Below are 26,777 nucleotides of genomic sequence, written 5' to 3'. Positions count from 1 at the left end.
GGGGAGGGTGTCGTCCAGCTCAACCGGCAGGCTTGGGCCGCCGTACCCGGACCGAGCCTTCCTGCGCCACGGAAGCGACCAGCGTGCCGTCGGCCCGGAAGATCTCGCCGCGGGAGAAGCCGAGCCCATCATGGGCGTTCGGGCTGTCCTGAGAATAGAGCAGCCATTCGTCGGCCCGGAACGGGCGGTGAAACCACAGCGCATGGTCGAGGCTCGCGCCGCTGATGCCGTTCTCGAACACGGTCCGGCCATAGCAGGCCAGCGAGGCGTCGAGCAGCGAGAAGTCGGAGGCATAGGCCAGCGCGCACATGTGCAGGGCCGGATCGTCCGGCAGCGGCTTTGCCGCTTTCAGCCAGATGGTGACATGGCCGTCGTCGATTTTTTCGCCGACATATCGTTTCAGATTGGTCGGGCGCAGTTCGAACGGCATCTCGGCCTCAAAAAAACGGCGGATGAAGTTCGGCATCTCGCTTTGCTGCTTTTCGTCGAGCACCTGATGGAGATCGAGCGACCTGACCTCATCCGGCGATGGCACCGGCGGCATCGCGGCCTGATGTTCGAAGATGCTGTCCTCATGCGCATGGAATGAGGCGATCATGGAAAAGATTTCGGCGCCCTTCTGCGAGGCGATGACGCGGCGGGTGGAGAAGCTGCCGCCGTCGCGCAGCCGCGCCACGTCATACTCGATCGGAACGGCGGGGTCGCCGGGCAGGATGAAATAGGCGTGCAGCGAATGCGGCAGCCGGCCCTCCACCGTGCGGCAGGCCGCGACCAGCGACTGGCCGACGACCTGACCGCCGAACACGCGCTGCCAGCCGCTTGGCGGACTGAAGCCACGGAATCTGTCGCTCCCCAGCGTCTCGAGATCGAGAATGGAGATCAGATCGGCGAGGGAGGCGGGCATTGCTTTACCTTCTGCGCGTGTCCGGCGCGGGTGACGGGGCCGCGGAGGTATCCGCAGGGGAGGCAAAACGTTATAAAACGCTCAAAGCCGGGCTCCGCAAGCGGTCTCGTGCGTTGAGGTAACGGTATTTGTTGGAGTGGCGATGACGAAACCGCAGGGCATCGTGCAAGGCATCGTAATCGGCGGCGGCGGGCTGACAGGGTTGTCGCTCGCGCTCGCATTGCGTCAAGGGTTGGGCCCGGACATTCCGGTGATCGTCGCCGATCCTGCTTTCGCGGTGCGCCCGAGCCGCGACCAGCGCGCCTCCGCGATCGTCGCGGCGTGCCGCAGGCTGTTCGAGACGCTCGGCGTGTGGAGCGAGGTCGCGCCGGATGCGCAGCCGATCCTCGACATGGTTGTGACGGATTCCAGATTGCACGATGCGACAAGGCCTGCGTTCCTCACTTTCGCGGGCGAGGTCGCAGGCGGCGAGCCGTTCGCGCATATGGTGGAGAACCGCCATCTGATCGACGCACTGACCAATCATGCCGAGGCCAGCGGCGTAGAATTGCGCAGCGACACCGTGGCGACCTATGAAGCGAACGACAACGGCGTGCAGGTGGCGTTCGGCAGCGGCGACATCATCACGGCGCGGCTGCTTGCCGCCGCCGACGGTGCGCGCTCGAAATTGCGCCAGCGCGCGGGCATCGCCACCCATGGCTGGGATTACGATCAGGCGGCGATTGTCGTCACGGTAGGGCATGAGCGCGATCATGAGGGGCGCGCGGAAGAACATTTTCTGCCCGCGGGCCCGTTCGCGATCTTGCCGCTCACAGGCAAACGCTCGTCATTGGTCTGGACCGAGCAGCCCAGGGAGGCCGCGAGGATCGTGGCGCTCGGCGCGGAGGATTTCAAAACCGAACTCGAGACGCGCTTCGGCCTGCATCTCGGAGAGCTTGAGGTGCTCGACAAGCCACGCACGTTCCCGCTCGGCTATTTCGTCGCGCGCTCCTTCATCGCGGATCGGCTCGCGTTGGTCGGCGATGCGGCGCACGTCATCCACCCCATCGCCGGGCAGGGCCTCAACATGGGTCTGAAGGATGTTGCGGCGCTGGCGGAAGTCGTGGTCGACGCGGCACGCCTCGGCACGGATTTCGGCGCGGCCGACGTGCTTGAGCACTATCAGCGCTGGCGGCGGTTCGACACCATGGCGATGGGGCTTGCCACCAACGTCCTGAACGGAATGTTCTCGAACGATTTCGCGCCGTTGCGCGCGGTGCGCGATATCGGGCTCGGTCTCGTGGACCGGATGCCGCCGTTGAAAGGCGCATTTATCCGTCAGGCGGCGGGCCTCACCGGCGAAGTGCCGCGGCTGCTGCGCGGCGAGGCGCTGTAGGTCAGTCGATCTTGCGCGCCTCTTCCGGCAGCATGATCGGAATGCCGTCGCGGATCGGATAAGCGAGCTTCGCACCGCGCGAAATCAATTCCTGTTTCACAGCGTCGTATTCCAGCACGCCTTTGGTCACCGGGCACACCAGGATTTCCAGAAGCTTGGAGTCGACGGGATCGGAATCGCGCGCGGGCGGAATGTTGGTCGTCATCTTCAATCCATCGTTAAAAGAAAAGCCTCGATTTTCTACTGCACCGGCGGATCGCCCGAGGTCTGTTTCTTGGCGAGGTCCATTTGCGTCACCGCGATCAGGATTTCGGCGCGCGTCTTGAGGTCGGGGGCTTCCAGCAGCGCCTGCTTCTCGGCGGGGCCGTAAGGCGACATCATCGCCAGCGCGTTGACCAGCGCCTCGTTGGGTGCTGCGCGAATGCCGTCCCAGTCCACCTTCAGCGAATTGGCCTTCAGGAATTTGGTGAGTGTGTCGAGCACGGCGTCGCGGTCGACGTCTTCCTCGCCCTTGCGCGCGACGAAATCGTCGACGAAGGGAAAGAAGTCGACCTTGCACTGACGATAGGGCGTCAGCACGGTCAGTTCCTCGACCACCTGAAAGCGCGCAATTCCCGTGAGCTCGAGAATGTAGCGCCCGTCACCGGTCTCGCCGAACTGCGTGATCCGGCCGACGCAGCCGATGCGAAACAGCCTCGGGTGCTCCTCGCTTTGCGAATGCGCGGCGTCGGGCTGGATGATCCCGATCATGCGGTGCCCGTCGCGCAGCGCGTCATCCACCATTTCCAGATAACGCGGCTCGAAAATATTCAGCGGCATCTGCCCGCGCGGCAGCAGGAGCGCGCCGGGCAGCGGAAACACCGGGATGGTCTCGGGCAGATCGCCGGGCCCACGATATTCGGAATTGATGGCCATTCGATGTAATCCCCGATGGCTTTAAGCGATCACGAGAACAGAATGGTGGAGAGGCGCTTGCGGGCCTCCACGGTGGCCTCATCCTCGCCGCCCCATGCCTCGAAGAACTGCAGCAGCTGCTTGCGCGCGCCGTCGTCGTTCCATTTGCGGTCGCGCCTGACGATCTCCAGCAAATGATTGGCGGCGTCGCTGCGCGCGTGCTTGGCGTTCAGCGCGATGGCGAGGTCGTAGCGGGCCTGATGGTCGAGCGGGTTTGCGGCAATCTTTTGCTCAAGCTCCGCGACCGGGCCGACCGACTGTGCCTGCTCGGCGAGATCGAGCATCGACTGCACGGCAGTGACGGCGGCATCGCCGCGCTTGGCCTCCGGCACCATCGCCAATGTCTGCTTGGCCTGCTCGAGCGAGCCCGCGACCACGTAGCAGCGCGCGAGACCCGCCATCGCCGGAACGTTGGCGGCATCCTGCGCCAGCACTTCGGCGTAGATCTCGGCGGCGGTGGCCGCATCGCCCTCGGCGAGATGAGCTTCGGCCTCCGTTATCAGGTCGGCATCGCCGCCCGGCATGCCCTTGGTCAGTTTGTCGATGAAGGCGTTGATCTGGGCTTCCGGCTGCGCGCCCATGAAGCCATCGGCCGGCTGGCCGTTGACGAAGGCGATCACGGCCGGAATCGACTGGATGCCCATCTGGCCGGGGATCGCCGGATGCTCGTCGATGTTCATCTTGACGAGCTTGACCTTGCCCTTGGCGGCTCGCACCGCCTTCTCGATGATCGGGGTGAGCTGCTTGCACGGGCCGCACCAGGGCGCCCAGAAATCGATCAGCACCGGCTGGTGCTTGGATTCCTCGATCACGTCCTTCACGAAGGTCTGTGTCGTGGTGTCCTTGATGAGGTCTGGCGCAACGCTGCCCGCGGCGGCGTCATTGTCGAGTATCGTCACGTCGTTTCATCCCGGCTGATTGCTGCATTTGCGGACATTTACCATGCCCGGCCCTAAAATGGCGGCGAAAGTGACGATTTCAATCGCGGAAGCGCTTGAAATCGTTCCCGAACATGAACTTAAAGCCGATCCGGGGGTGAAAAAGGCCGCCTTTCTCTGTTGCATTGCCGCGCCGGGTTTGGCATAGGTTGCGCCCGGCGGCGCAAGCCGCCCATTTCTGATGCGGGTGTAGCTCAGGGGTAGAGCACGACCTTGCCAAGGTCGGGGTCGAGGGTTCGAATCCCTTCGCCCGCTCCAGAATCTTCAAACAACGAAGAAAATTGGCAACCACGCAAGCCGCCGAAAGGCGGCTTCGTCGTGTCTGGCCTCAACTTTTGGTTCCCTTCGGCGTTATCCTCCACGGGACTGAGGAGGCAGCATGACGGGACGAGATGCGGGAGATCTGCAGCGCTTCATCGACGCGCAGAGGCCGCTTTACGACCGGGTGCTCTGTGAACTGCGCGGCGGACAAAAGCGTACACACTGGATGTGGTTCATCTTTCCGCAGATCGAGGGCTTGGGCCACAGCGCGATGGCGCAGAAATATGCCATCGCCTCGCGCGAGGAAGCGGCGGCCTATCTCCGACATCCCCTGCTCGGCGGGCGGCTGGAGGAATGCACGGCGCTGGTCAACGCGATCGCGGACAAATCCGTGTACGAGATTTTCGGTTCTCCTGACGACATGAAGTTCGGCTCCTCGATGACATTGTTCGCGCAGGTCGCGAAAGGGCACAGCCTGTTCAAGGAGGCGGTTGAAAAATATTTCGGCGGACGCTTCGATGATGCGACTCTCGCAAGGATCGAAAGGTCATGAAAATCAGCGGACACCGCTCGCGGATTCCCAGTGCCAGGCCCGAACTCATCGCGACATCGACGCTGACGGTGACGACGCCGCGGCGCGGCTTCTTCGACATCACCACGGAAGCCCGGGATTTCCTGCAGGAGGCGCAGGCGGCGGTCGGCGCGCTGACGCTGTTTGTCCGGCACACCTCGGCATCGCTGACGATTCAGGAAAATGCCGATCCCGACGTGCTGACTGACCTCACCGATGCGCTCGACCGTCTTGCGCCGGAAAACGGCGGCTGGATTCACGGCAGCGAAGGCCCCGACGACATGCCCGCGCATATCAAGACCATGCTGACGTCATGCAGCCTGCAGGTGCCGGTGGAGAGCGGCGAGATGATGCTCGGCACTTGGCAGGGCATCTATCTCATCGAGCACCGTGCGCAGCCACACCGCCGCGAGATCGTGCTGCAATTCATCGGCAGCGTATCGTCCTAGATCGTTGTGGTGACGCAAGCTCCGTCGAACAAATCCGACGCCAGCCGCTCGAGATGGCGGCGCACGTCTGTCGGCCAGTCGGCAATCAGCGCATGAAAGCGCGCGCCGTCATTGGCGTAGAGCGCGCGGAGCACATCCTCGTAATGCGGCTTGTTGCCCGCGATGGCCGACAGAAAACGATGCACCGATTCCTGCCGCTCGCGTGCTTCATCCTTGGCGGCGGTTTTGCGCCGCGCGTCCTCGATCAGCTTTCGCAGCGTCACCGACGCGCCGCCGGGTTGGGCAGCGAGCCATTCCCAGTGTCGTGGCAGCAAGGTCACCTCGCGGGCGACGACGCCGAGCTTTGGCCGGCCGGGACCGCGTGGCGCCGGTTCGGAAGACAATGAGTTTTTGAGGCGGGTGGTGACATCCGCGACCGAGCCGCGAAAGTCGATTTCGACCGGACGGCTGGTCTCAAGCTCGAACAACAGGATCTGACTTTGGGGCGAGAGGACCTGTTTGACCCGCACCGCCACGTCCGCGATGTCGCCGGAGGCGATGCAATGGTCGCCGTCGAAGGCGATAATCTGGGCGGAAGGCATGACAAACCAATGGGTTGTGACGATGCCAGTAATATACCCGGGTAAAATTAGTCTGTCAATATTACCCGGATGTTATTTGGAGAAGCCCGGCAGCTTGCCCAGCTTGACGCCCGGCGGCGGCACATCATCGTCAGGCACGAAAATATCCGGCATCAGCGGCACCGAGGGATCGACCCGATAGGGCTGGAAATCGGTCACGCCTTCGGCGGCGAGAATTTTGTCGTCGATGCAGAACTGCCCGGTGAAGTCGCGCGACGACTTGGTGAGAATGATGTGCGCCGCGTCCGCGACGATCTCCGGCTTGCGGCTGGCGCGGATCATCGCCTCGCCGCCGAGCAGGTTGCCGACCGCGGCGGTGGCGATCGTCGTGCGCGGCCACAGCGCGTTCACCGCGATGCCGTCGCCTTTCAGTTCACCGGCGAGACCGAGCACGCACATGCTCATGCCGAACTTCGCCATGGTGTAGGCGGTCGAGGGCGCGAACCATTTCGTTTGCATGTCGAGCGGCGGCGACAGCATCAGGATGTGTGGATTCTCTGCTTTTTTTAGATACGGGATGCAGGTCTTGGAGACGAGAAACGTGCCGCGCGTATTGATCGCCATCATCAGGTCGAAACGCTTCATCTCGGTCGCCTGCACCGGCGAAAGGCTGATCGCGCTGGCATTGTTGATTGAGATGTCGATGCCGCCGAATTCCTTCACCGTCTGATCGACGGCGGCGATCACCTGCGCCTCGTCACGGATATCGCAGGCGATGGGCAGCGCGCGTCCGCCCGCATCCTCGATCTCTTTCGCGGCGGTAAAAATCGTGCCTTCGAGTTTCGGCTGCGGCGCCGTGGTTTTCGCGGCGATGGCGATGTTGGCGCCGTCGCGCGCGGCGCGCTTGGCGATCGCAAGGCCGATGCCGCGGCTGCCGCCGGTGATGAACAGCGTCTTGCCTTTGAGAGTCGTCATCTGGCCTCCCTTGCTTGCATCAATAACCCGCCGTTTCCGCGCCGCGCGTGCGCGGGTCGGCTGCGCCCAGCCAGCCGCCCTTCGTGGCGGCAATCGAATTCGCCGAGGTCTGGCCCATCGGCGTCACGAGCGTGTGGCCCATGGCGCGCAAGGCGTCGCGCGTCGCCTGCGGAAAGCCATGCTCGATCCGCACTTCATCCGGCATCCATTGATGATGCAGCCGCGGGATGCTGACGGCCTGCGCGATGTTCATGCGATAGTCGAGCGCATTGACGATGACTTGAAGGGTGGTCGAGATGATACGGCTGCCGCCGGGCGAGCCGGTGACGAGCACGGGCTTGCCATCCTTCAGCACAATCGTCGGTGTCATGGAGGACAGCGGCCGCTTGCCGGGGCCGGGCAGGTTCGCTTCATAACCGACCAGCCCATAGGCGTTGGATGCGCCCGGCGCGGCAGTGAAGTCGTCCAGCTCGTTGTTGAGCAGCACGCCGGTGCCTTCCGCGATGAGGCCGACGCCGTAGCTGAAATTCAGCGTGTAGGTGTTGCTCACCGCATTGCCTTGTGCGTCCACCACCGAGAAATGCGTGGTGTTGGTGCCTTCGTGCGGTTGCGCGGCGGCGGCCGCCTTCACCGGCGTCGATGTGTCGAGACTGATGTCCGCGCGCAGTTTCGTGGCGTAATCCTTCGACAATAATCGTGTCAGCGGTGCTTTGCTGAAAGCTGGATCGCCGAGGTAGCGCGCGCGGTCGGCATAGGCGCGCTTCATCGCTTCGATCAGCACGTGCAGCGAGGCGGGCGTCTGCGCACCCATTCCGTGCAGGTCGAATCCTTCCAGGATGTTCAGCGTCTCGATCAGTACCGTGCCGCCGGAGGACGGCAGCGGCATCGACACGATGTCGTAGCCGCGATAGGTGCCGCGTACCGGCTTGCGCCAGACCGGGCGATAGGATTTCAGGTCGTCGCGGGTGATGATGCCGCCGGCGGCCTGGATGCCTTTCGCGAGTTTGTCCGCGACCGGGCCATCGTAAAATCCATCTGCGCCGTGATCGGCGATAGCCTGCAGCGTGTTCGCAAGATCGGGCTGAATGAGTTTGTCGCCTTCGCGCAGCGGCGTGCCGTCCGCGCGCGCGAGGAGCTTGGCACTCGATGGCCATGGCGCAAACCGCTGCCGCGCATCGGGCAGCGTGTCGGCGATATCGTCGGTGATGATGAATCCGTCGCGCGCAAGTTTGATCGTAGGCGCGAGCAGATCCCTTAAAGAGAATTTTCCCGAGCCATAGCGATGCAGGGCTTCGGCCAGTCCGGCCACGGTGCCTGGCACACCGATACCGAGCGCACCATCGCGCGATTTCTCAGGATCAGGCTTGCCGTCCGGCCCCAGAAACATCGTCGGCGTCGCGGCTTTAGGTGCAGTCTCGCGATAGTCGAGCGCGATGTCTTTGTTCCTGCGCGCCAGATGGATCACCATGAAGCCGCCGCCGCCGAGATTGCCCGCGCGTGGATAGGTCACCGCCATCGCGAACCCGGTCGCGACCGCCGCATCCACGGCATTGCCGCCGCGCTTGAGCACGTCGGCGCCAATTCTCGCGGCGATCTTCTCCTGCGCCACCACCATGCCGTGGCGTGCGAACACCGGCTGTGCGTGAGTCGGCAGCGACGAGATGCGGGCATCCTGTGCCAATCCGGCGGCAGGCAGCAGCATCAGCAGCAAGGCAAGAGCAAAACGGTTCAAAAGCAGGCTTTCCTGTTTCGGAGGAATGGTGGAGCGCGATAATCATCGCGAATTGATCTATAAGATGGCGACAAGCTAACCCGCCCGCCGCGTTCACGCCAACGAACATGAAGGTGAAGATGACGTCCCTTGCGCCAGCCATGCAGCGTACCTATCCGCCGCGCTCGGCGGTGATCGGCTGGATCTTCTTCGACTGGGCGGCGCAGCCTTATTTCACGCTGATTACCACCTTCGTGTTCGCGCCCTATTTTGCAACCCGCGTTGCGCCCGATCCCGCCACCGGCCAGTCGTTGTGGGGCTTCGCCACCTCGATCGCCGGATTCATGATCGCGTTTCTGTCGCCGGTGCTGGGCGCCATCGCCGATGCGGGCGGGCGGCGCAAGCCGTGGATCGCGGCGTTCGGCGCGTTGCTGGTGATCGGCTCCGCCGCGATGTGGATCGGCAGGCCCGGAGATCCTTCCGTGATCGTGCCGGTGCTGATCGCGTTCGGCATCGCCACCATCGGTGCGGAATTCGCCACCGTGTTCAACAACGCGATGATGCCGTATCTGGTGCCGCCGGAGAAAATCGGCCGCCTGTCCGGCACCGGCTGGGCCACGGGTTATATCGGTGGGATCGTCAGCCTCGTTCTGGTGCTGGGCTTTCTCGCCGCCAACGAGACGACCGGCCGCACATTGTTTGGTCTCACGCCGTTGTTCGGGCTCGATCCGGTGATGCATGAGGGTGACCGCATCTCGGGGCCGCTGACGGCGGTGTGGTTCGTCATCTTTGTGCTGCCGATGTTCCTGTTCACGCCGGATCACGCCTCGAAGAAACCCGCGCTTGGTGCGGTACGCGAAGGTCTGCGCGAATTGCGCGAGACGCTGCGCGCGCTGCCGTCGCAACCCAACATGGCGACATTCCTGATTGCCAACATGGTCTACACTGACGCACTGGTCGCGCTGTTTGCGTTCGGTGGCATCTATGCGGCGGGCACGTTCGGCTGGCAGACCATCCAAATCGGCACGTTCGGCATTCTGCTTGCGGTGAGCGGCACGCTCGGCGCGTGGGCCGGCGGCAAGCTCGACGACCTGCTGGGGCCGAAGACCGTCATCACCGGCGCGATGGTGATCCTGCTGCTGGCGATCCTCGCGATCCTGTCGATCGACCGCGACACGCTGTTCTTCGTCATGCACGTCACCCCGCCCGTGCCGGGCGGCGGGCTGTTCGCAGCCCCGGCCGAGAAAGCCTATCTCGGGCTCGGGTTGTTCATCGGCTTTGCGGCGGGGCCGTTGCAGGCGGCGTCGCGCACGCTGCTCATTCGCCTCGCGCCGCATGAGCGCATCACGCAGTTCTTCGGGCTGTTCGCGCTGTCGGGAAAAGTCACGTCGTTCTTCGCGCCGCTTGCGGTCAGCATCATCACCGCCGTCACCGCCAGCCAGAAGGCAGGCATGGCGGTGCTGATCGTGTTCTTCGTCGCGGGACTTGCGCTGCTGTCGCGGGTGAAGGAGCCCGCGCGGCCTTAATGCTTGAAGTGCCGCGTGCCGGTGAACACCATGGCGATGCCATGTTCATCGGCTGCCGCGATCACTTCCGCATCGCGTACCGAGCCGCCCGGCTGGATCACCGCCGTCGCACCGGCTTCGATCGCGACCAGCAAGCCATCGGCGAACGGGAAGAACGCATCGGACGCCACGACCGAACCTTTGGTCAGCGGATCTGAGAGGCCGAGTTCTTTCGCCGCGTCTTGCGCCTTGCGCGCGGCGATGCGCGCGGAATCGACCCGGCTCATCTGGCCCGCACCGACGCCGACGGTGGCGAGGTCCTTCGCATAGACAATCGTGTTCGACTTCACATGCTTGGCGACGCGGAAGGCGAAGCGCAGGTCCGCGAGCTCGGCATTGGTCGGCGCGCGCTTGGTCACGGTGGTGAGCGTCATGTCGTCGACCACGGCGTTGTCGCGTGACTGAACGAGTAGGCCGCCCGCGACCGTCTTGGCGATGAAACCCTTTGCGCGCGGATCGGGCAGTTTCCCGGCGAGCAGCAGCCGCAGATTCTTCTTCGCCGCGATGATCTTGATCGCTTCCTCGCTGGCGTCGGGCGCGATGATGACCTCGGTGAAGATGCCGGTGATCGCGCGCGCGGCCTCCGCATCGAGCGGGCGGTTCACCGCGACGATGCCGCCGAACGCGGAGGTGGAATCGCAGGCCAGCGCCTTCTTGTAGGCGCTGACGATGTCATCGGCTTCCGCCACGCCACACGGGTTGGCGTGCTTGACGATGACGCAAGCCGCGCTCTTGGCCGGATCGAATTCCGCGACGCATTCGTAAGCCGCGTCGGTGTCGTTGATGTTGTTGTAGGAGAGCTGCTTGCCCTGCACCTGGCGCGCGGTGGCAACGCCGGGGCGCTGCTCGGCGCTGACATAGAATGCAGCGCTCTGGTGCGGGTTCTCGCCATAGCGCAGCGCTTCGGCAAGCCGCCCGCCGATGGCGCGGAAATCCGGCGCGTCGATTTTCAGTTCGGCCGAGAACCAGTTCGAGATCGCTGCGTCATAAGCGGCGGTGCGCGCATAGGCTTTCGCGGCAAGCCGCTTGCGCAATGAAAGTGTCGTCGCGCCCTTGTGGGCGGCGAGTTCATCGAGCACGGCCTGATAATCCGAAGGCTCGACGACGACGGCGACATCGCCGTGGTTCTTCGCGGCGGCGCGGATCATCGCGGGGCCGCCGATGTCGATGTTCTCGATGCAGTCTTCTTCGCTGGCACCCTTCGCCACCGTCGCTTCGAACGGGTAGAGGTTGACGACGAGGAGATCGATCGGTGCGATGCCGTGGTCCTTCATCGATTTGGCGTGCTCGGCATTGGCGCGGATCGCGAGCAGGCCGCCATGCACCTTCGGATGCAGCGTCTTCACCCGGCCGTCCATCATCTCCGGAAAGCCGGTGAGGTCGGACACGTCCATCACCTTCAGGCCCGCATCCGCGATCGCCTTGGCGGTACCGCCGGTGGAGACGAGATCGACGCCATGGGCGGCGAGAGCTTTGGCGAAATCGATCAGCCCGGTCTTGTCGGAAACGGAAAGCAGGGCGCGGGTCATGCGGCGCGGATGGTCGGTCATGCGATGGTCCAGGAGCAGGAAAATGATGGCCCGTGAGCGGTATTCCGCAAGGGAAAACCCACTTTGAGCCTGCGCCTACGCGCTAACATAGTTTGCGCGCCGGCAAAACCTCGCTCATAGCGTTTTCAAGCGAAGTGGGGACCGGTTCGCCTGAAGAAAACGCGTCAAAACAAGCTTACAGCGGCAATTCCGGCTCGCGGCGCGGGTCGCGCTTGGCGTTGGCCGCGGCCGAACTGGCGGATTTGGCGAAACTCCAGTGCACGGTCGCCACCTGCCGCGCATGCTGGCGGATCACGATCTGGGTGGTCCGGCGCGGGCCGTCCGATCCGGCCAGAAACACGCTGTCCTCAAGGTCGATTTTCTGGTCAGGCGCCTCGAAGGTCCAGACGTCGCGGTTGGGCAGCATCAGCATGGCGCCGCGGCCGTCGGTCAGGCGGCTGACCTTGACGGAGGGATGCAGGTGAAAGCGGATGGCGTAGTCGTCCATGCTGCCGCGAAATGCCGAGCCGGGCTCTTTCGCCAATTCGTCCTCGCCGTCGATGCGGCTGCCGTCTGCGGCGACGGTCAGGACGCGGCGATGGATGAAGCCGAACTGCTTGCGGTAGCCGTCATGCGACATCGTCAGCGTGGTGCCTTCCGAGGTGACCTCGCGATAGGATTCGACGGTCTCCGGGCCCGCGACGATCGGCGAGCCTTGCAGCATCCGTTTCATCGCCGACCGTTCGACGAACTGGCAGGACGATGTTTCGGCATAGGTCAGCGTCGAATGCGCGGCCGTGGAGCGCGCGAAGCTGCGCCAGTTGTCGCGCCCGGTCGAAGGCATGCCGCAATTGATGACGATGCGGTTGGCGCCGCTCGACATCTCGAACGACAGGCATCCTGCATGCGCGTCGCGGCTGAGCGAGGGCGGTGGCGGCGGGCCGGTGTCGGCGATGATGGTAAGCGTGCCTGCGTCGAGCCGCTGGAAGCCGGTGTGCGGCATGTGCGGCATCGGCGTGCCGTGGGTGTCGTCATAGGCGAGCAGCGTGGCCAGCACGCCGGGGGCCGCCGCGTTCATGCCGTTGAACAGCGCGAACGAGCCGTCGTCGTGGCGGAAGAAGCGCAGCATCGGCATCATCCGGTCGATGGCGTTGAGCAGCGCGGGCGGCGGGGCGATGTTGCGCGCCGCGAAGGTCTGGCGCAGCGGCAGAAGATCGAGCAGCAGTTCGACCAGTGCGTCCGGGTTGCGCGAGATGTGGCCGCCGTCCGGCAGGATCTGGCGCTGCAATTCGTCGGAAAGCTTTTTCGTGGCGCCTTTGATGTGCTTGGCCTGATTGGCGAGGCAGAGCGAGGCGTAGCACAGCGCGATCAGAACCTGCAGCCGCGCAAGGCCATCGGGGATGTCGGCCTTGGTGTAGCGCAGGAAGCGGATTTCGCGCGTGAGGTTTTTCAGGAAGCGGCGATAGAAGCGCGCATCGGCATCGTGCAGCACCAATGGCGCCTGCGACAGCAGCGAGATGATGCGGCGCCCCACCACATCGGCGCGCTTCGCCACCGCACTCTTGCGCGGATGCGCGAGCCAGTCATCCAGCAGCGCGCGGGCGTTGGCGCGTGTGATCGCCGAATCCGCCGCGCGCAGATGGCGCAGCCAGCCAAAGCCGAGCAGGGAGACTTCCCATTCCTCGGATGGCGGATCGAGTTCGAACACCGAGCGGCCGTGGCAGGTGACGATTTTCCCCGCGAACACGAAGCGGCCCGAATAGATTTCGGCGGCGCGGGTGGCGTCGGTGGTGCGCAGATCGTGCGGAGCGATCAGCAAACGGTCGGAGCGGCCGGGCAGGAGGCGCGTGAGAGCTACCGATGTACCGCTGGCGCGCGCCATCACCTTCCGCCCGACTCGTCCGAGCAGAAGTCCCGATATGCGCCTTTGTCCGGTAACCGACATCGTCCCCGTGCCGGAGGGAATCTCCGTGTCTCCTTTTTAGTCTGGAATTCCAGACAAGGCACGTCCGCATGGGGACAAAAGGCGGGAGGCGTCTGTGTGAAAAGGAGAAATCAGGTCAGGCCTTGACCAGGCGCGCGGCGTAAAAGCCGTCGAGCCCCGACAGCTTCGGATCGGCATGGGGCAGGTGGCAGGGCAGCGTGCGGACATCGCCATCGGCGGTGATGAGTTCCGACAGCCCGGCGAGTTCGCCGGGCGTGACGGGCATCCGCTTTACCTGCGGTTCGGAGGCGAGCAGCGATGCGATCGCCTGTTCGCCTTCCTCGGGTTCCAGCGAACAGGTGCAGTAGACCAGCATCCCGCCGGGTTTCAGCAGCGTCACGCTTTTCTGCAACAGGCGTTTTTGCAGGGCGTTGAGCGCGCCCATATCGGCTTCGTTCTTCAGCCAGGCGACGTCGGGATGACGGCGGATGGTGCCGGTCGCCATGCAGGGCGCATCGAGCAGGATCGCATCGAACGGGCCGCCGTCCCATTCGGTCGCATCCGTCGCCACACAACTGGCTTCGAGCGAAAGCCGCGCAAAATTGTCTTTCAGGCGCGCAAGCCGCCCGGCGGAGCGGTCGACCGCGGTGACATGGGCGCCCGCCTGCGCGAGCTGCGCGGTCTTGCCGCCCGGCGCCGCGCACAGATCGGCGACGGATTTGCCGGTGATGTCACCGAACAGCCGCGCAGGGATGGCGGCGGCGGCGTCCTGTACCCACCATGCGCCCTCGGAAAAGCCGGGCAGCATCGTGATCGGCCCATGCAGTTGCGTGCGCACGGTGCCGGTCGGCAGCATTTCGCCGTGGAGCCGCGTCGCCCAGCTTTCGGAATCGGTTTTTACCGTGAGATCGAGCGGCGGCTCGTGGCCGATGGCGCGGGCCATCGCGCGTGCATTGTCTTCGCCGTAGGCCTTGATCCAGCGCGCCACCAGCCACGGCGGCAGGTCGATCATGCCATCCTTGACCTCTTCGACCAGAGGCAACCCTTCGCGCGCGCAACGGCGCAGCACCGCGTTGACGAGTCCCGCATACTTTGCCGCGCGACGGTCGGCCTGTACGAGACGGACCGACAGATCCACGGCGGCGTGGTCGGGCACGTCCATCCACAGAATCTGCGCGGCGCCGATCAGCAGCGCACTCTGCGCGCGGGGTGCATCGCTTGGAATCCCGCGATCGAGCAGCCGCGACAGCAGATGGCCGAGCGTGCCGAGACGGCGCAGCACGGTCGCGACGAGACGGCGCATCAGCGCGCGGTCGCGGTCGGACAGCGTCTTGAGAACGGGATGGGCGGCAGGACCTTCAAGCTGATCGTCCAGCGTGCGCCGTTTGTGGAGAACGCCGTCGATGATATCGGCGGCTATGCGGCGCGCGGCGAGGCCGGGCACCTCGGTCGGCGGAACGAATCGCGAAGGCTTCATGGAATACTGTACAACCAAAGCAGGGAAGAGCGGGCATGCCGCAACGAAGACGCAGGGATGACATGCGAATATGCCAAATGTAAGAATCGTGACACGGCTTAAATAAGACGCGGGACGATTATGAAGCGGCCATGTGCATCGCCGCTTCGCACTGAGTGATATGGAGGCGGATATGGCGGACGAGCCGAAGACAGACAATGCGGATGCGATGCCGCCGCGTCGCCCCTTGCCACCAGCCGCCCAGCGCGCGTTGGCCGAAGCCGAGGCCCGGAGGGCGGAAGCCGTGAAGGCCAGGGAAAAAAATAAGGAAAATGATCCCGCATCTGACCCCAACGATCCGAAAGAGATCAATGGGCCGAAAGGGCCGGAGCCGACTCGTTACGGCGATTGGGAAATCAAAGGGATAGCCTCGGATTTCTGAAGCGCGCGGCGGCGATTGCGCCTTACGTAAAAATCCGCACCCGCTTGTCAGCCAAGGATTCAGAAGGTATCTAGGGATATGTTCCTAGATACGCCGAATCGCATGGCAACCCGCTCCGCGCAGCGCCGCGACCGCCTGTGGGCGGGGACGCTGCTCGCGCTGATGTTCAGCGTGGGGCTCATTGCAGGGGCATGGCTTCCGCACAGCAGGTTCAACACATCGGCGGGCGATACCGAGCGGGCGGACCGCGACCGGCTGGTGGAAGCCTCGCGCAGCGGCGACGCAGGCGTCCGACAGTCCGCGCAGGTCATGTATGTGATCGACGGCGATACCTTCGAGGCGCGGGTGCATCTGTGGCAGGGGCTCGACATCACCACGCGCGTGCGGCTGCGCGGCGTCGATGCGCCGGAACTGAAGGCGCGGTGTCTCGCTGAATCACGCATGGCGCAGGCGGCGCGTGAGGCGCTCACCACATTCCTCAAGGAGGGCAGCGTCACGATCTACAACGTCGGACCCGACAAATATAACGGCCGTGTGGTTGCGGACGTTGCGACGCGCACGACGCCGAATGTCTCGGCCGCGCTGATCGCCGCCGGGCACGGCCGTCCCTATAACGGGGGCCATCGTGCCGGATGGTGCGGTTAGCGCACCATCGCTCATGATATGAAAAACGCCGGAACGGCAGGCCTTATCGCGATGTGACCACGACCGGCGTGCCGACCGAGACGCGCTCGAACAGGTCGGTGATGTCGGGATTGTACATCCGCACGCAGCCATAGGAGACGTAGCCGCCGACCGACTTCGGCACGTTGGTGCCGTGGATGGCGTACTGGCCGCCCGCGAGCGTCATCGCCGCGACGCCCATTGGGTTGCGTGGCGAACCGCCTTCGATCACATCGGGGATGTTCGGATGATCGCGCTTCACATCATCGGGCGGCGACCATGCGGGATTGCGGTATTTGCCGCTGATGCGCGTCTCACCCGCCCATTCCTTGCCGCGTTTGCCGACGCCGACCGGGTAGCGGATCGCGTGCTGCTCATCGAGAATGAGATAGAGGCGGCGCTCGCTGGTCTTCACCACGATGGTGCCGGGCGAATAGCCCGCCGGTGCGCGGACCATGTCGGGATGCGCGAAGGCCGGCGCGGTGCCGGCGGTGAGAATGAGCGAACCGGCGGCAACAGCGGCTGCAACGAATGAGGCGAACGGGCGCATGGCAATCAGTCTCCGCAAAATCCATTCAGGCGGCGCGGCGTCCCAAAACCTGCTTCTCAAGGCTTGTTTTTCAAGGCCCGCGCTTAGCCTACGCCGCACAAATGAGCGAACCGTTTCCGCTCGCCGTGCGACTGCGCGCCATAAAGGAAAAATCGGCGGCGGTGTAAATGTCCGCAAAACAACAGTTGCGGTTAAACCGCCGCGTGGCGGCGGGGGTTGCCTAACAATGCCGTGATGCCGCACGCGCCCAAGAAAAAGGCCTCTCCCCGAAGGGAGAGGCCTGGATACGAACGGCTTGAGACCGGATCAGGCGTGAGCGGCCTTCTTGTTCTGCCGGTTGTTGACGAGGTCGGTGACGACGCCGGGATCGGCGAGCGTCGTGGTGTCGCCGAGGCTCGACGGTTCGTCCTCCGCGATCTTGCGCAGGATGCGGCGCATGATCTTGCCTGAACGGGTCTTCGGCAGGCCCGGCGCGAACTGGATCAGGTCCGGCTGCGCGATCGGGCCGATGTCCTTGCGCACCCAAGCCACCAGTTCCTTGCGCAGCGCCTCGCTCGGCTCCACGCCGGCCATCAGCGTGACGTAAGCGTAGATGCCCTGGCCCTTGATATCGTGCGGATAGCCGACGACGGCGGCTTCCGACACGCTCTCATGCGCCACCAGCGAGCTTTCGACTTCCGCCGTGCCCATGCGATGACCGGAGACGTTGATGACGTCATCGACGCGGCCGGTGATCCAGTAATAGCCGTCGGCATCGCGGCGGCAGCCGTCGCCGGAGAAGTACTTGCCCTTGTAGGCGGAGAAGTAGGTCTTCTCGAAACGTTCGTGGTCGCCGTAGACGGTGCGCACCTGGCCCGGCCACGATTTGGCGATGCACAGGTTGCCGCTGCATTCGCCGTCCAGCACCTTGCCGTCGGCATCGACGATCTGCGGCACCACGCCGAAGAACGGCTTGGTCGCCGAGCCCGGCTTCTGTGCGATGGCGCCCGGCAGCGGCGAGATCATGATGCCGCCGGTTTCGGTCTGCCACCAGGTATCGACCACCGGGCAGCGGGAATCACCGACCACGCGGTAGTACCATTCCCAGGCTTCCGGGTTGATCGGCTCGCCAACCGAGCCGAGCAGCCGCAGCGATTTGCGCGAGGTCTTCTTCACCGGCTCGTCACCGGCCTGCATCAGCGCGCGGATCGCGGTCGGCGCGGTGTAGAAGATGTTGACCTTGTGCTTGTCGATGACGTTCCAGAACCGCGAATTGTCCGGATAGTTCGGCACGCCCTCGAACATCATCGTGGTCGCGCCGTTGGCGAGCGGCCCGTACAGAATGTAGCTGTGGCCGGTGACCCAGCCGACGTCGGCGGTGCACCAGTAGATGTCGCCGTCGTGATAGTCGAAGACGTATTGGTGCGTCATCGACACGAAGATCAGATAGCCGGCAGTGGTGTGCAGCACGCCTTTCGGCTGTCCGGTCGAACCCGAAGTGTAGAGGATGAACAGCGGATCTTCCGCGTTCATTGGCTCGCACGGGCATTCGCTTTCGACCACGGCGGCGGCCTCATGGTACCAGACGTCGCGCTTCGGATCCATGTTGACCTTGCCGCCGGTGCGCTTGACGACGACCACCCAGTCCACCTCGCCGTTGACCTTCTCGATCGCGGCATCGACGTTGGCTTTCATCGCGATGGTGCGTCCGCCGCGCAGGCCCTCGTCGGAGGTGATGATGACGCGCGACTTGCAGTCGCGCAGGCGGCCGGCGATGGAGTCGGGCGAGAAGCCGCCGAACACCACCGAATGGATCGCGCCGATGCGCGCGCAGGCGAGGATCGCATACGCCGCCTCCGGGATCATCGGCAGATAGATGGTGACGCGGTCGCCCTTCTTGACGTTGCGCAGCCGCAGGATGTTGGCCATCTTGCAGACTTCGTCGTGCAGCTCGCGATAGGTGATGTGGCGCGATTCAGACGGATCGTCGCCCTCCCAGATGATGGCGGTCTGGTCGCCGCGCTTCTCCAGATGCCGGTCGATGCAGTTGTAGGCGGCGTTGAGAACGCCATCCTCGAACCATTTGATCGAGACCTTGCCGAGTTCGAACGAGGTGTTCTCCACCTTGGTGAAAGGCTTGATCCAGTCCACCCGCTTGGCCGCCTCGCTCCAGAACCCGTTCGGGTCCTTGATCGAGCGCGCGTACATGTCGTTGTACTTTGCCTCATCGACATAGGCGCGTTTGGCCCACTCTGGCGTGACTGGATGGATAGTCTCGGACATTGTCTTCTCCCGGATCGCCCATGAACGCGGGCGGTTAATCTTATTGACCGGGATTATGCGCCCCCCGAGGGGAGGGGGACAAGTTGGAAGATTTAGGACTTTTGTCGAGACACGATTGAAATCTTTCAAGCGTTTGAGCGGCGAAGCCGGACGAAACGCCGCAGACCAGGAAACATTCGGAGAAAATGGCGTGGTTGCGGGCGTCAGACGCCGCCCATTTTGCATACGATCGCCCATTGTTGAGGAGTCACGGCCTGCACTGACAAGCGTGACAACCGCAACAACTCCATGTCGGCGAGCTTGGCCTCGGCTTTTACCGCGACCAGCGTCACCGGCGTCTTCAATGGCTTCCTGGCGGCGATATCGACGCAGACGAATTTGCCGGATGCATCGGTTGGATCGGGATAATGCTCGCGCACGATCTCGACGATGCCGACGATCTCCTTGCCCTCGTTGGAATGATAAAAGAAGGCCAGATCGCCCTTCTTCATCTTCATCATGTTGAGCTTGGCGGAGTGATTGCGCACACCGGTCCAGGCCTCGCCTTTGTTGCCTTTGGCGACCTGCTGGTCCCACGACCATGTCGAGGGTTCGGATTTGACGAGCCAGTAATTCATCGCACTTCCTGTACAATCGCCGATGAACAAAAGCGATGGCAGCAATCGAGATTATCTATCCTTCCGCCTTGAAGGGGCGGGTCAGCAGCATCTCGATCGCCTCGTTGATTGTGATCGCGCCGCCAAGCACATGCGCGACCGCCTGCGCCACCGGCATTTCGATTTTCTTGTCACGCGCGATCTCGATCAGCACCGGCGCGGTGAATTGCCCTTCGCTCAGGATGCCGGGAGAAAATGTTTCGCCACGTCCGAGCGCCATGCCGAAGGCGAAGTTGCGCGACTGCGGGCTCGAGCATGTCAGGATCAAATCGCCGAGACCGGACAAGCCCGAAATCGTCTCGCTGCGCGCGCCGCAGGCGAGGCCGAAGCGCATCAGCTCAGCGAAGCTGCGTGTGGTCAGCGCGGCAAGCGCCGACGCGCCGAGCTGTTTACCGGCGGCGATGCCTGCCGCGATCGCCAGCACATTCTTCACCGCGCCGCCGATCTCGACGCCGCGCACGTCGGTGGTGTGATAGGGCCGCAACGATGGCGAGCCGAGCGCATGCGTCAATGCGACGGCAAGCGATTCCTCCGCCGCGGCGAGCGTCACCGCCGTCGGCAGGCCGCGTGCGACGTCGCTGGCGAAACTCGGGCCCGACAGAATCGCGGGCCGTGCTTGCGGCAACACTTCCGCTGCGATCTCGGTCATGAATTTATGGGTGCCGCGCTCGATGCCCTTGGCGCAGATCACGACGGGCGTTCCTTGCGTGACGTATGGCGCAAGCCCCGTCATCGCTGCGCGCAGGCTTTGCGCCGGTGTGACCAGCAGAAGAATATCGGCCTTCGCGCTGTCTCCGAGATGGCCGGTCAATTGAATGGCCTGATCGAGCTTGATGCCGGGCAGGCGCGGGTTCTCTCGGCTCTGTTTCACCACATCGAGCGCGGCCGCGTCGCGGCCAAACAGCGTCACCGCGCGGCCCGAGCGCGCGCAGGCGTTGGCCAGCGCCGTGCCCCATGCGCCTGCGCCGATGACCGAGATGGTGTTGAAGGATGCCATGAGCCTGCTTTGGCGTTGTGTGGAGTGCGATTGAGGAACAGTTTCGCGGCGCCGCGTCAATGCCGCGCGCGGGTGTTGATGAATTTTGTCGGTGTCTCGGTGGCTTCGTCCAGTTTCCAGCGCGCACGCGGCGGCGCCGCCATGGCGTCGGTGAGGCCGAGCGCGAGCCGCTCCGCCCCCGCCCATGCGATCATCGCGCCGTTGTCGGTGCAAAGCTGCGGCGGTGGCACGATCATGGTGATCTGGTCGTTGGCAGCGATTTCCTGCAGCGCGTTGCGGATCGCGACATTGGCGGCGACGCCGCCGGCCGCGACCAGCGCGCGCGGCGCGCCGAACTGTTCGCGAAACAATCTCAGGCCTGAGCGAATCCGGTCGGCGGTGGATTCGAGCACGGCGGCCTGAAAACCCGCGCACAGATCGGCGATGTCCTGCGGCTCCAGCGGTTCAAGCCGCGAGGCCTCGTTGCGCACGGCGGTCTTCAGGCCTGACAGCGAGAAATTCGCATCCTTGCGTCCGAGCATCGGGCGCGGAAACGAAAACCGCTCCGGGTCGCCGTCGCGCGCGGCGCGCTCTACCTGCGGCCCACCGGGATAGGGCAGGTCGAGCATTTTCGCGACCTTGTCGAAGGCTTCGCCCATCGCATCGTCGACCGTGGTGCCGAGCCGGACATATTCGCCGACGCCCAGTACGGCGACGATCTGGGTGTGCCCGCCGGAGGCGAGAAACAGGCAGTAGGGAAACGCCAGCGGCACCGTGAGGCGCGGCGTCAGCGCATGCGCTTCGAGATGATTGACCGCGATCAATGGCGTGTCGTGCACAAGCGCGATAGCCTTGGCGGTGGTGAGGCCGACGATGACGCCACCGATCAACCCCGGACCGGCCGCCGCGGCCACGCCGTCGAGTTGCGAAAATTCAACGCCTGCCTCGGTCATGGCTTTTTCAACCAGCACGTCGAGCATTTCGACATGGGCGCGCGCCGCGATTTCCGGCACCACGCCGCCGAACGGCGCATGTTCGGCGATTTGGGAGCGTACGATATTGGAAAGAATCCGGCCCGAACCGTCCGCATGGCGTTCGATCACGGCGGCTGCGGTTTCGTCGCAGGTCGTCTCTATTCCCAAAACCAGCATTGCGGAGTCTTGCGCCAAAATCAGCCTTCAAGCCAAGTGGAAGCCATGTCGCCGGGTGGATCGGCCGGAGCACTTGCGTTTACCGCCAAAGCGGCGTTCTGCTTGGTTCTCGGGTAGCATTAGCGGGCGTCCGGTAAAAGTGGGTTCCGCAGATTGAGGTATGAATGGCGATACTGGTGATGCGGCCTTTTCCGGACAACGAGGCGACCGCGGCGGCCCTGCGTGAGGCCGGATACGGCGTTTTGCTCTCGCCCGCGCTGCGGTTCGAGCCGATCGCCATCCGCGACGAGCCGGATGCACATTATAATGCGGTCATCGTCACCAGCGCGAATGCCTTGCGCGGCATCGTCGGGCAGCCGCTGCTGGAGCGGTTGCGCGACACGAAGGTGTTTGCCGTCGGCGATGCCACCGCGGAGGCCGCCCGTGCCTTCGGCTTTCGCGATGTCGAAAGCGCGTCCGGCGATGCTGTGGCCCTTTGCGAACTGGTGGAGGCGCGGCTGCGTGGCTCGGGTCAGATTTGCTATCTCGCGGGCGCCGACCTCAGCCGCGATCTGGGAACTGATTTGGGTACGCGCGGGTATAACGTCACCACGCTGACAACCTATCGGATGACGCCGCTCGTGCATTTTTCGGAGGCCGTGGAGGCGGCCTTTGGCGCTGGCGATGTCGAGGCCGTGCTGCATTACTCGCGGCGCAGCGCGCAATCGTTTGTCGGCGCGGTGAAAGCTGCGGGGCTGGAGATTTCCGCGCTGGCCTTGCCGCAATGCTGTATTTCGGATGTGGTGGCTGCGGTGTTGCGCGAAGCCGGTGCGTCGCGGGTGCTGGCTGCGGCGTCACCTGACGAAAATGCAATCTTCGAGACGCTTTATCGGGCGATTCCGGTGAAGCGGCGCGCGGCCAAATCTGGTAAAGGATAGGAAAACCGGGCGGACCATGGCCACAGACGACGATCAGCGTGAGACCGACGAGGCCGCCGCCCGCAAGCGTGCCGCGCCGACCATTGATCTTGATCCCTCCGAGGTGACCGACACCACGCCCGGCTCTGAAGAGAAAGTCGAGGCAGACAAGCCGCGGGCTGGCTGGCGCGCCCGCTTCGGCGGCGGGCGTTCATCGAAAGACAAATCTGAGTCGGGAGAGGCCGCGGCCCCGGCGGCCGTCGTGCCGTCGCGGATCATTCTGGCCGCAATGTTCAGCGCCGCCGTGGTGGCGCTGCTGGTGAGCGGCTTGTGGAATGTTATCTCGCCGGGCAATTCCGATCCGGACATTCCTCCCGCGCAGACGTCAACCATCGAAAATCTGAATACGCGCGTAACCAACCTCGAAGACAAGCCGGCCGCGCCTGTCGATGTCAGCGCGCTGACGAAGCGTCTCGATGCGCTCGATACGTCACTGACCGCGATCCGCAAGGATGTGACGGCGCTGCGCCAGCAGGTGCAGGATGCATCTACCAAGATCGCAACTCTGGAAAAGGCCGCTGCATCGGCTGCGCCTGCCGAAAAGGCTGTACCCGCACCGGATATGTCCGGCATCGAAGGCCGTCTCTCGAAGCTCGAACAGCAGCTTGTCGCCGCTGGTGCTGAAGCGGCGGCGGCAGCGAAGCCTGCTGCGCCGAAGCCGCCGGACGATACCGCGCTGCGCCGCGCGCTCGCGGCCTCCGCGCTCGATCAGGCCGTGCAGCAGGGCCTTCCCTATGCGACCGCGCTGGCCACCGCCGCGCGGTTTGGCGACGGTGTAGCCGATACGCTGAAGCCGCTTGAGGCCTTTGCCGCGACCGGCGTGCCGGGTGCCGACGCCCTGAGCCGTGAATTGCTGGCGCAACTGCCGCGTCTCGAGGCCAGGCGCGAGAGTGCGCCGGCGGCGAGCGGATGGCTCGACCGCTTGCGCAACAGTGCTGCGCATCTCGTGCGCGTGACGCGGATCGATGACGCAGGCTCGGATCGCGCGGCGCTGCTGTCGCGCGCGAAGACGGCGGCGGAACGCAGCGATTTGCAGGCGGCGCAAAAGATCGTCGCGCAATTGCCGGAGCAGGATCGCGGCGCGCTGCAAAGCTGGATCGACAAGGTTCATGCGCGCGCGGCGGCGCTTGCGGCTTCGCGTGCCTTCAATCAGGCCGCGACGGCGGCGCTGCCGTCATCGTCCCATTGATGTAGCGTTGCGATCGGAATCCGCATGGTTCGCATCTTCTCCTTCCTGATCCTGCTGACGGTGGCGGCGCTGGGCGCGACATGGGTCGCCGATCAGAGCGGCGGCGTTGTTCTGTCGTGGAACGGCTGGCGGGCCGAGACCTCGCTCCCGGTTCTTGCGCTCCTCGCCCTCATCCTTGTCATCGCGGCGATTCTGGTATGGACGATTGTTCGTGCGTTCTGGAAGACGCCTGCGCGGTTGCGCCGTTACCGGCACGAGAAGCGCGAGGCCAAGGCGCGTCACGCCATCACGCAAGGCTTGATCGCCGTCGGCACCGGCGATTCATCGCTCGCGCATCGTCATGCCGGAACGGCGAAGCGGCTGGCGGAGCATGATCCGCTGACGTTGCTGTTGCAGGCGCAGACCGCGCAACTGGAGGGCGATCGCCCCGGCGCACAGCACGCGTTCCATGCCATGGCCGAGCGGCAGGACATGCGCCTTCTCGGCCTGCGCGGGCTTTTCATCGAGGCGCAACGCAACGACGATCTTCATACGGCGGTCGCGATGGCGGAAGAGGCCCTGAAGATCGCACCGAGTTCGCCCTGGGCCTCCCATGCGGTGCTCGGCTTCCGCTGCGCGCAAAGCGATTGGGACGGCGCGCTTGCTCTCCTCGACAGCAATTATTCGGCAAGCCTGATCGAGAACGCGCCGTATCGCCGCCAGCGGGGCGTGCTGCTGACGGCGCGTGCGCTCGAGCTGGAGGAACGCGATCGCGATCTGTCGCGCAAGAGCGCGATGGAGGCGATCAAGTTCGCGCCGCAACTCGTGCCTGCTGCTGTATTGGCCGCAAAGTTCTACAGCGAGGACAATCAGGTTCGCCGCGCCATGCGCACCATCGAAGTGGCGTGGAATGCCAACCCGCATCCCGATCTTGCCGACGCCTACGCGCATGTCCGGCTCGGCGATTCCGCGCGCGAACGCCTTGCCCGCGTCGAACTCCTTGCACAGAAGGCGCCCGATCATCGCGAGAGCCGGCTTGCGATTGCGCGCGCCGCCATCGAGGCGAGCGAATTCGGCCGCGCGCGCGAAGCGCTCGCGCCGCTGCTCACAACCATGACGCAACGCGTGGCGCTGTTGATGGCGGAGCTTGAGCGTGCCGGAAATCATGATGAAGGCCGCGCCCGTGAATGGACGGCGCGTGCGGTGCGCGCCGCGCCAGATCCGGCGTGGACGGCGGACGGCTATGTGTCGGATCGCTGGCGGCCGGTGTCGCCGGTCACCGGACGGCTTGATGCGTTCCAGTGGGTCACGCCGGTGGCGGCCCTGACCTCCGATCATGTGGACGTCGCGGCGGAAGCGTCCCATCTTCCGGAAAAGCTGCCTGAGCCGGCCTCCGTCGCGATCGAATCGAAAGTCGCCCCCGCCGAGCCAGAACCCGCTGTCGAAAAGGCACCCGTGGAAGCAGCCCCCGCGCCGGTCAAGACGGACAATGTGGCCCCGCCGGTGTTCCGGGCGCGTCCGGCAGGTGAGGCCCGCAGCCCCGCGCCGTCCGCCATTATTCCGCTGGTGCGCGCGCCCGACGATCCGGGTGTTCCCGAGGACGATTTTTCGGAAGATCCGGATGCCGCCCATGACCGTCAGCCCGGCGGCTGGCGCGGATTCGTGTCGCGGCTGGGCAGCTAAACCGGCCCGGAAATCTTGCAAAACCGGGCTGCGACCGATAAACACGCGCCTGTTCGCACCGGATTCCGGTCAGCGATCAGGGTTCGCCGCAATAGCTCAGTTGGTAGAGCACGTCATTCGTAATGACGGGGTCGGGGGTTCGAGTCCCTCTTGCGGCACCATATTTTCAGGCATTTCTCGCATTTTTAGCATCCCACGTCCGCCGCCAATGGCGACATGCGTTTTGGCCCACTCAGTTCATTTTTCTGGATTAAGAATTACTCCGGGCCGGGCGGCTTGATTGACCATCCACTTAGCCCTGTACGCTTCAGCGTCGGCAATGAGCGAATTTACATCATGCGTCGAGTACGTCTTCTTGAATGTCGTACCGTCGGCATAGACCAAGGTGAATTCGAATGAGCCAAATTGCCGACGAAATGCATCAAGGCTCAGTTCTTGATCTGGCGTCATGGCGTCTACGAGGTTTCGTTGAAGCAGAAGTTCGCCAAACGGCTGCAAGGTCACTCGATCAGGGGGCACGGGCATGCCCGGCACGCCTTGCACCAAGAGATCAAGGCGCCTGTCTGTGATAAGTGATCTGATCCAAGCTTCTCTAAATCGCAACGGTTCATCGACACGGCTCCTGCCGATCAAGTTAAATCCTGAAACGCTCAACGGATGGTCGGCTCGCGTTTCAAAAGCTATCGGCGCCCCGGGCGATTGGATCCATAAAATCTTTCCGCGACTTTGATCTACGTAATAACCAATGATAAGGCCGATCAATACAAGCGCTGAAATCAAAATTCCTGCGAGCCAAATGTTCACGTTTTTGATCCGTCGATAGAGGTTTGCGCGATCTTGCTCACTTGCAGCAAAGAATAACCCGAGGAAAAAGAATACTAATGCTGGGCCGTATTCTCGTGCATAAGGGCCGAAAAATACGGCCACAGGCCCGAGAAACTGAAGAACCCAGTCCCAAAAAATCGCGTCGAGTAGTTTTCGTCCAGGCGTCGTTAGCGACAAGGCACTAACGACAATGCTGAATAGCGTTGCAATTCGCCGCATAAATTCTCAAATACTATTGAAAACGTGCATCTTTTATATCGTCCTGCGAGGTGG

General features: G+C 63.9%; 26 protein-coding genes and 2 tRNA genes. 12 read left to right on the top strand and 16 right to left on the bottom strand.

All coding sequences use genetic code 11. The features are described from left to right. Nucleotides 1-19 precede the first annotated feature (19 nt). Entirely contained in the window at nucleotides 20-904 is an 885-nt protein-coding gene (gene tesB, locus AFIDRAFT_RS07465; RefSeq protein WP_009338535.1) for an acyl-CoA thioesterase II, read from the bottom strand. 142 nt (nucleotides 905-1,046) lie between these two features. On the opposite strand from tesB, the gene AFIDRAFT_RS07460 reads away from it, so the two are divergent. After that, entirely contained in the window at nucleotides 1,047-2,279 is a 1,233-nt protein-coding gene (locus tag AFIDRAFT_RS07460; protein WP_009338533.1) for a ubiquinone biosynthesis hydroxylase, read from the top strand. A gap of 1 nt (nucleotide 2,280) precedes the next feature. On the opposite strand, the gene AFIDRAFT_RS07455 is transcribed toward AFIDRAFT_RS07460, so the two are convergent. Genes AFIDRAFT_RS07455 through trxA form a run of 3 tightly spaced genes read right to left on the bottom strand, consistent with a single transcriptional unit; the run spans nucleotide 2,281 to nucleotide 4,132 of the window. Continuing rightward, nucleotides 2,281-2,484, bottom strand: coding sequence for a Trm112 family protein (locus AFIDRAFT_RS07455; RefSeq protein WP_009338530.1), 204 nt, complete (start codon nucleotides 2,482-2,484; stop codon nucleotides 2,281-2,283). A gap of 35 nt (nucleotides 2,485-2,519) precedes the next feature. After that, a complete protein-coding gene (locus AFIDRAFT_RS07450) occupies nucleotides 2,520-3,194 on the bottom strand; it encodes an LON peptidase substrate-binding domain-containing protein (RefSeq protein WP_009338528.1) in 675 nt (224 codons plus the stop codon). A 29-nt stretch (nucleotides 3,195-3,223) separates the two neighbouring features. After that, nucleotides 3,224-4,132, bottom strand: a complete 909-nt coding sequence (gene trxA / locus AFIDRAFT_RS07445; RefSeq protein WP_009338526.1) for a thioredoxin — start codon at nucleotides 4,130-4,132, stop codon at nucleotides 3,224-3,226. Between the two features lie 43 nt (nucleotides 4,133-4,175). Here trxA and AFIDRAFT_RS19745 point away from each other — a divergent pair, with 43 nt between their 5' ends. The 4 genes from AFIDRAFT_RS19745 (at nucleotide 4,176) to AFIDRAFT_RS07430 (ending at nucleotide 5,452) form a co-directional block, all read left to right on the top strand. Then, on the top strand, nucleotides 4,176-4,319 hold the full coding sequence (locus AFIDRAFT_RS19745) for a hypothetical protein (protein ID WP_009338524.1): 144 nt from the start codon (nucleotides 4,176-4,178) through the stop codon (nucleotides 4,317-4,319). Nucleotides 4,320-4,354: 35 nt separating this feature from the next. Then, nucleotides 4,355-4,429: transfer RNA gene (locus AFIDRAFT_RS07440), tRNA-Gly, on the top strand. Nucleotides 4,430-4,550: 121 nt separating this feature from the next. Next, nucleotides 4,551-4,985, top strand: coding sequence for a DUF1810 domain-containing protein (locus tag AFIDRAFT_RS07435; protein WP_009338522.1), 435 nt, complete (start codon nucleotides 4,551-4,553; stop codon nucleotides 4,983-4,985). Further along, entirely contained in the window at nucleotides 4,982-5,452 is a 471-nt protein-coding gene (locus tag AFIDRAFT_RS07430; RefSeq protein ID WP_009338520.1) for a secondary thiamine-phosphate synthase enzyme YjbQ, read from the top strand. The genes AFIDRAFT_RS07435 and AFIDRAFT_RS07430 overlap by 4 nt, the downstream gene beginning before the upstream one ends. Here the strand turns inward: AFIDRAFT_RS07430 and AFIDRAFT_RS07425 are convergent. The 3 genes from AFIDRAFT_RS07425 to ggt all read right to left on the bottom strand — a co-directional run bounded on the left by AFIDRAFT_RS07425 (nucleotide 5,449) and on the right by ggt (nucleotide 8,689). Continuing rightward, on the bottom strand, nucleotides 5,449-6,033 hold the full coding sequence (locus AFIDRAFT_RS07425; protein ID WP_009338518.1) for a DUF2239 family protein: 585 nt from the start codon (nucleotides 6,031-6,033) through the stop codon (nucleotides 5,449-5,451). The two genes, AFIDRAFT_RS07430 and AFIDRAFT_RS07425, sit on opposite strands and share 4 nt — an antisense overlap. Before the next feature lie 72 nt (nucleotides 6,034-6,105). After that, a complete protein-coding gene (locus AFIDRAFT_RS07420; RefSeq protein ID WP_009338516.1) occupies nucleotides 6,106-6,987 on the bottom strand; it encodes an SDR family oxidoreductase in 882 nt (293 codons plus the stop codon). A 19-nt stretch (nucleotides 6,988-7,006) separates the two neighbouring features. Continuing rightward, entirely contained in the window at nucleotides 7,007-8,689 is a 1,683-nt protein-coding gene (gene ggt / locus AFIDRAFT_RS07415; protein ID WP_050789591.1) for a gamma-glutamyltransferase, read from the bottom strand. 137 nt (nucleotides 8,690-8,826) lie between these two features. On the opposite strand from ggt, the gene AFIDRAFT_RS07410 reads away from it, so the two are divergent. After that, complete coding sequence (locus tag AFIDRAFT_RS07410) at nucleotides 8,827-10,224, top strand: MFS transporter (RefSeq protein WP_040297893.1); 1,398 nt, start codon at nucleotides 8,827-8,829, stop codon at nucleotides 10,222-10,224. On the opposite strand, the gene purH is transcribed toward AFIDRAFT_RS07410, so the two are convergent. The 3 genes from purH to AFIDRAFT_RS07395 form a co-directional block, all read right to left on the bottom strand. Beyond that, nucleotides 10,221-11,813 carry a bifunctional phosphoribosylaminoimidazolecarboxamide formyltransferase/IMP cyclohydrolase gene (purH, locus tag AFIDRAFT_RS07405; protein ID WP_009338512.1) on the bottom strand — a complete coding sequence of 531 codons (1,593 nt, stop codon included), beginning with the start codon at nucleotides 11,811-11,813 and terminating at the stop codon, nucleotides 10,221-10,223. The two genes, AFIDRAFT_RS07410 and purH, sit on opposite strands and share 4 nt — an antisense overlap. Before the next feature lie 175 nt (nucleotides 11,814-11,988). Then, a complete protein-coding gene (locus AFIDRAFT_RS07400; RefSeq protein ID WP_050789577.1) occupies nucleotides 11,989-13,737 on the bottom strand; it encodes a heparinase II/III family protein in 1,749 nt (582 codons plus the stop codon). Between the two features lie 115 nt (nucleotides 13,738-13,852). Further along, nucleotides 13,853-15,193: an RsmB/NOP family class I SAM-dependent RNA methyltransferase gene (locus AFIDRAFT_RS07395; RefSeq protein WP_009338510.1), complete on the bottom strand. Its 1,341-nt coding sequence runs from the start codon at nucleotides 15,191-15,193 to the stop codon at nucleotides 13,853-13,855. 172 nt (nucleotides 15,194-15,365) lie between these two features. On the opposite strand from AFIDRAFT_RS07395, the gene AFIDRAFT_RS07390 reads away from it, so the two are divergent. Beyond that, a complete protein-coding gene (locus tag AFIDRAFT_RS07390; RefSeq protein ID WP_009338509.1) occupies nucleotides 15,366-15,614 on the top strand; it encodes a DUF1674 domain-containing protein in 249 nt (82 codons plus the stop codon). 78 nt (nucleotides 15,615-15,692) lie between these two features. Further along, nucleotides 15,693-16,259, top strand: coding sequence for a thermonuclease family protein (locus AFIDRAFT_RS07385; protein WP_009338508.1), 567 nt, complete (start codon nucleotides 15,693-15,695; stop codon nucleotides 16,257-16,259). 43 nt (nucleotides 16,260-16,302) lie between these two features. Here AFIDRAFT_RS07385 and AFIDRAFT_RS07380 read toward each other — a convergent pair whose 3' ends face one another. The 5 genes from AFIDRAFT_RS07380 to tsaD form a co-directional block, all read right to left on the bottom strand. Continuing rightward, nucleotides 16,303-16,827: a L,D-transpeptidase gene (locus AFIDRAFT_RS07380; RefSeq protein ID WP_009338507.1), complete on the bottom strand. Its 525-nt coding sequence runs from the start codon at nucleotides 16,825-16,827 to the stop codon at nucleotides 16,303-16,305. A gap of 306 nt (nucleotides 16,828-17,133) precedes the next feature. Further along, entirely contained in the window at nucleotides 17,134-19,089 is a 1,956-nt protein-coding gene (acs, locus tag AFIDRAFT_RS07375) for an acetate--CoA ligase (RefSeq protein WP_009338506.1), read from the bottom strand. A 203-nt stretch (nucleotides 19,090-19,292) separates the two neighbouring features. Continuing rightward, nucleotides 19,293-19,706, bottom strand: a complete 414-nt coding sequence (locus AFIDRAFT_RS07370) for an EVE domain-containing protein (protein WP_009338505.1) — start codon at nucleotides 19,704-19,706, stop codon at nucleotides 19,293-19,295. A 55-nt stretch (nucleotides 19,707-19,761) separates the two neighbouring features. Beyond that, nucleotides 19,762-20,742, bottom strand: a complete 981-nt coding sequence (locus AFIDRAFT_RS07365; RefSeq protein WP_009338504.1) for an NAD(P)H-dependent glycerol-3-phosphate dehydrogenase — start codon at nucleotides 20,740-20,742, stop codon at nucleotides 19,762-19,764. Nucleotides 20,743-20,798: 56 nt separating this feature from the next. Beyond that, nucleotides 20,799-21,872 (bottom strand): tRNA (adenosine(37)-N6)-threonylcarbamoyltransferase complex transferase subunit TsaD, encoded by a 1,074-nt coding sequence (gene tsaD / locus AFIDRAFT_RS07360; protein ID WP_009338503.1) that lies wholly within the window; start codon nucleotides 21,870-21,872, stop codon nucleotides 20,799-20,801. 164 nt (nucleotides 21,873-22,036) lie between these two features. On the opposite strand from tsaD, the gene AFIDRAFT_RS07355 reads away from it, so the two are divergent. The 4 genes from AFIDRAFT_RS07355 to AFIDRAFT_RS07340 all read left to right on the top strand — a co-directional run bounded on the left by AFIDRAFT_RS07355 (nucleotide 22,037) and on the right by AFIDRAFT_RS07340 (nucleotide 25,840). Next, nucleotides 22,037-22,789, top strand: coding sequence for a uroporphyrinogen-III synthase (locus tag AFIDRAFT_RS07355; RefSeq protein ID WP_009338502.1), 753 nt, complete (start codon nucleotides 22,037-22,039; stop codon nucleotides 22,787-22,789). A gap of 16 nt (nucleotides 22,790-22,805) precedes the next feature. Beyond that, on the top strand, nucleotides 22,806-24,017 hold the full coding sequence (locus AFIDRAFT_RS07350) for a COG4223 family protein (protein WP_009338501.1): 1,212 nt from the start codon (nucleotides 22,806-22,808) through the stop codon (nucleotides 24,015-24,017). A 24-nt stretch (nucleotides 24,018-24,041) separates the two neighbouring features. Further along, on the top strand, nucleotides 24,042-25,679 hold the full coding sequence (locus tag AFIDRAFT_RS07345; RefSeq protein WP_009338500.1) for a heme biosynthesis HemY N-terminal domain-containing protein: 1,638 nt from the start codon (nucleotides 24,042-24,044) through the stop codon (nucleotides 25,677-25,679). A gap of 85 nt (nucleotides 25,680-25,764) precedes the next feature. Continuing rightward, nucleotides 25,765-25,840 (top strand) — tRNA-Thr (locus AFIDRAFT_RS07340). Between the two features lie 76 nt (nucleotides 25,841-25,916). On the opposite strand, the gene AFIDRAFT_RS07335 is transcribed toward AFIDRAFT_RS07340, so the two are convergent. After that, nucleotides 25,917-26,723, bottom strand: a complete 807-nt coding sequence (locus AFIDRAFT_RS07335; RefSeq protein WP_009338499.1) for a hypothetical protein — start codon at nucleotides 26,721-26,723, stop codon at nucleotides 25,917-25,919. Between the last annotated feature and the right edge of the window lie 54 nt (nucleotides 26,724-26,777).

This window comes from Afipia sp. 1NLS2 (assembly GCF_000178995.1).
Lineage (GTDB): Bacteria > Pseudomonadota > Alphaproteobacteria > Rhizobiales > Xanthobacteraceae > Afipia.
Note: the sequence above shows the minus strand (reverse complement) of the source record. Positions and strands in the feature narration are given on the sequence as shown.

Bases quoted from the DNA above. Each gene is read 5' to 3' on its own strand.
- AFIDRAFT_RS07350 (WP_009338501.1), top strand. From the start codon at position 22,806: ATGGCCACAGACGACGATCAGCGTGAGACCGACGAGGCCGCCGCCCGC.
- AFIDRAFT_RS07410 (WP_040297893.1), top strand. From the start codon at position 8,827: ATGAAGGTGAAGATGACGTCCCTTGCGCCAGCCATGCAGCGTACCTAT.
- AFIDRAFT_RS07455 (WP_009338530.1), bottom strand. From the start codon at position 2,484: ATGACGACCAACATTCCGCCCGCGCGCGATTCCGATCCCGTCGACTCC.
- AFIDRAFT_RS07435 (WP_009338522.1), top strand. From the start codon at position 4,551: ATGACGGGACGAGATGCGGGAGATCTGCAGCGCTTCATCGACGCGCAG.
- AFIDRAFT_RS07335 (WP_009338499.1), bottom strand. From the start codon at position 26,723: ATGCGGCGAATTGCAACGCTATTCAGCATTGTCGTTAGTGCCTTGTCG.
- AFIDRAFT_RS07420 (WP_009338516.1), bottom strand. From the start codon at position 6,987: ATGACGACTCTCAAAGGCAAGACGCTGTTCATCACCGGCGGCAGCCGC.
- AFIDRAFT_RS07460 (WP_009338533.1), top strand. From the start codon at position 1,047: ATGACGAAACCGCAGGGCATCGTGCAAGGCATCGTAATCGGCGGCGGC.
- AFIDRAFT_RS19745 (WP_009338524.1), top strand. From the start codon at position 4,176: ATGCCCGGCCCTAAAATGGCGGCGAAAGTGACGATTTCAATCGCGGAA.
- AFIDRAFT_RS07385 (WP_009338508.1), top strand. From the start codon at position 15,693: ATGTTCCTAGATACGCCGAATCGCATGGCAACCCGCTCCGCGCAGCGC.
- AFIDRAFT_RS07370 (WP_009338505.1), bottom strand. From the start codon at position 19,706: ATGAATTACTGGCTCGTCAAATCCGAACCCTCGACATGGTCGTGGGAC.
- acs (WP_009338506.1), bottom strand. From the start codon at position 19,089: ATGTCCGAGACTATCCATCCAGTCACGCCAGAGTGGGCCAAACGCGCC.
- ggt (WP_050789591.1), bottom strand. From the start codon at position 8,689: ATGCTGCTGCCTGCCGCCGGATTGGCACAGGATGCCCGCATCTCGTCG.
- tesB (WP_009338535.1), bottom strand. From the start codon at position 904: ATGCCCGCCTCCCTCGCCGATCTGATCTCCATTCTCGATCTCGAGACG.
- AFIDRAFT_RS07450 (WP_009338528.1), bottom strand. From the start codon at position 3,194: ATGGCCATCAATTCCGAATATCGTGGGCCCGGCGATCTGCCCGAGACC.
- AFIDRAFT_RS07380 (WP_009338507.1), bottom strand. From the start codon at position 16,827: ATGCGCCCGTTCGCCTCATTCGTTGCAGCCGCTGTTGCCGCCGGTTCG.
- purH (WP_009338512.1), bottom strand. From the start codon at position 11,813: ATGACCGACCATCCGCGCCGCATGACCCGCGCCCTGCTTTCCGTTTCC.
- AFIDRAFT_RS07345 (WP_009338500.1), top strand. From the start codon at position 24,042: ATGGTTCGCATCTTCTCCTTCCTGATCCTGCTGACGGTGGCGGCGCTG.
- AFIDRAFT_RS07390 (WP_009338509.1), top strand. From the start codon at position 15,366: ATGGCGGACGAGCCGAAGACAGACAATGCGGATGCGATGCCGCCGCGT.
- AFIDRAFT_RS07365 (WP_009338504.1), bottom strand. From the start codon at position 20,742: ATGGCATCCTTCAACACCATCTCGGTCATCGGCGCAGGCGCATGGGGC.
- AFIDRAFT_RS07400 (WP_050789577.1), bottom strand. From the start codon at position 13,737: ATGTCGGTTACCGGACAAAGGCGCATATCGGGACTTCTGCTCGGACGA.
- AFIDRAFT_RS07425 (WP_009338518.1), bottom strand. From the start codon at position 6,033: ATGCCTTCCGCCCAGATTATCGCCTTCGACGGCGACCATTGCATCGCC.
- AFIDRAFT_RS07395 (WP_009338510.1), bottom strand. From the start codon at position 15,193: ATGAAGCCTTCGCGATTCGTTCCGCCGACCGAGGTGCCCGGCCTCGCC.
- AFIDRAFT_RS07355 (WP_009338502.1), top strand. From the start codon at position 22,037: ATGGCGATACTGGTGATGCGGCCTTTTCCGGACAACGAGGCGACCGCG.
- tsaD (WP_009338503.1), bottom strand. From the start codon at position 21,872: ATGCTGGTTTTGGGAATAGAGACGACCTGCGACGAAACCGCAGCCGCC.
- AFIDRAFT_RS07430 (WP_009338520.1), top strand. From the start codon at position 4,982: ATGAAAATCAGCGGACACCGCTCGCGGATTCCCAGTGCCAGGCCCGAA.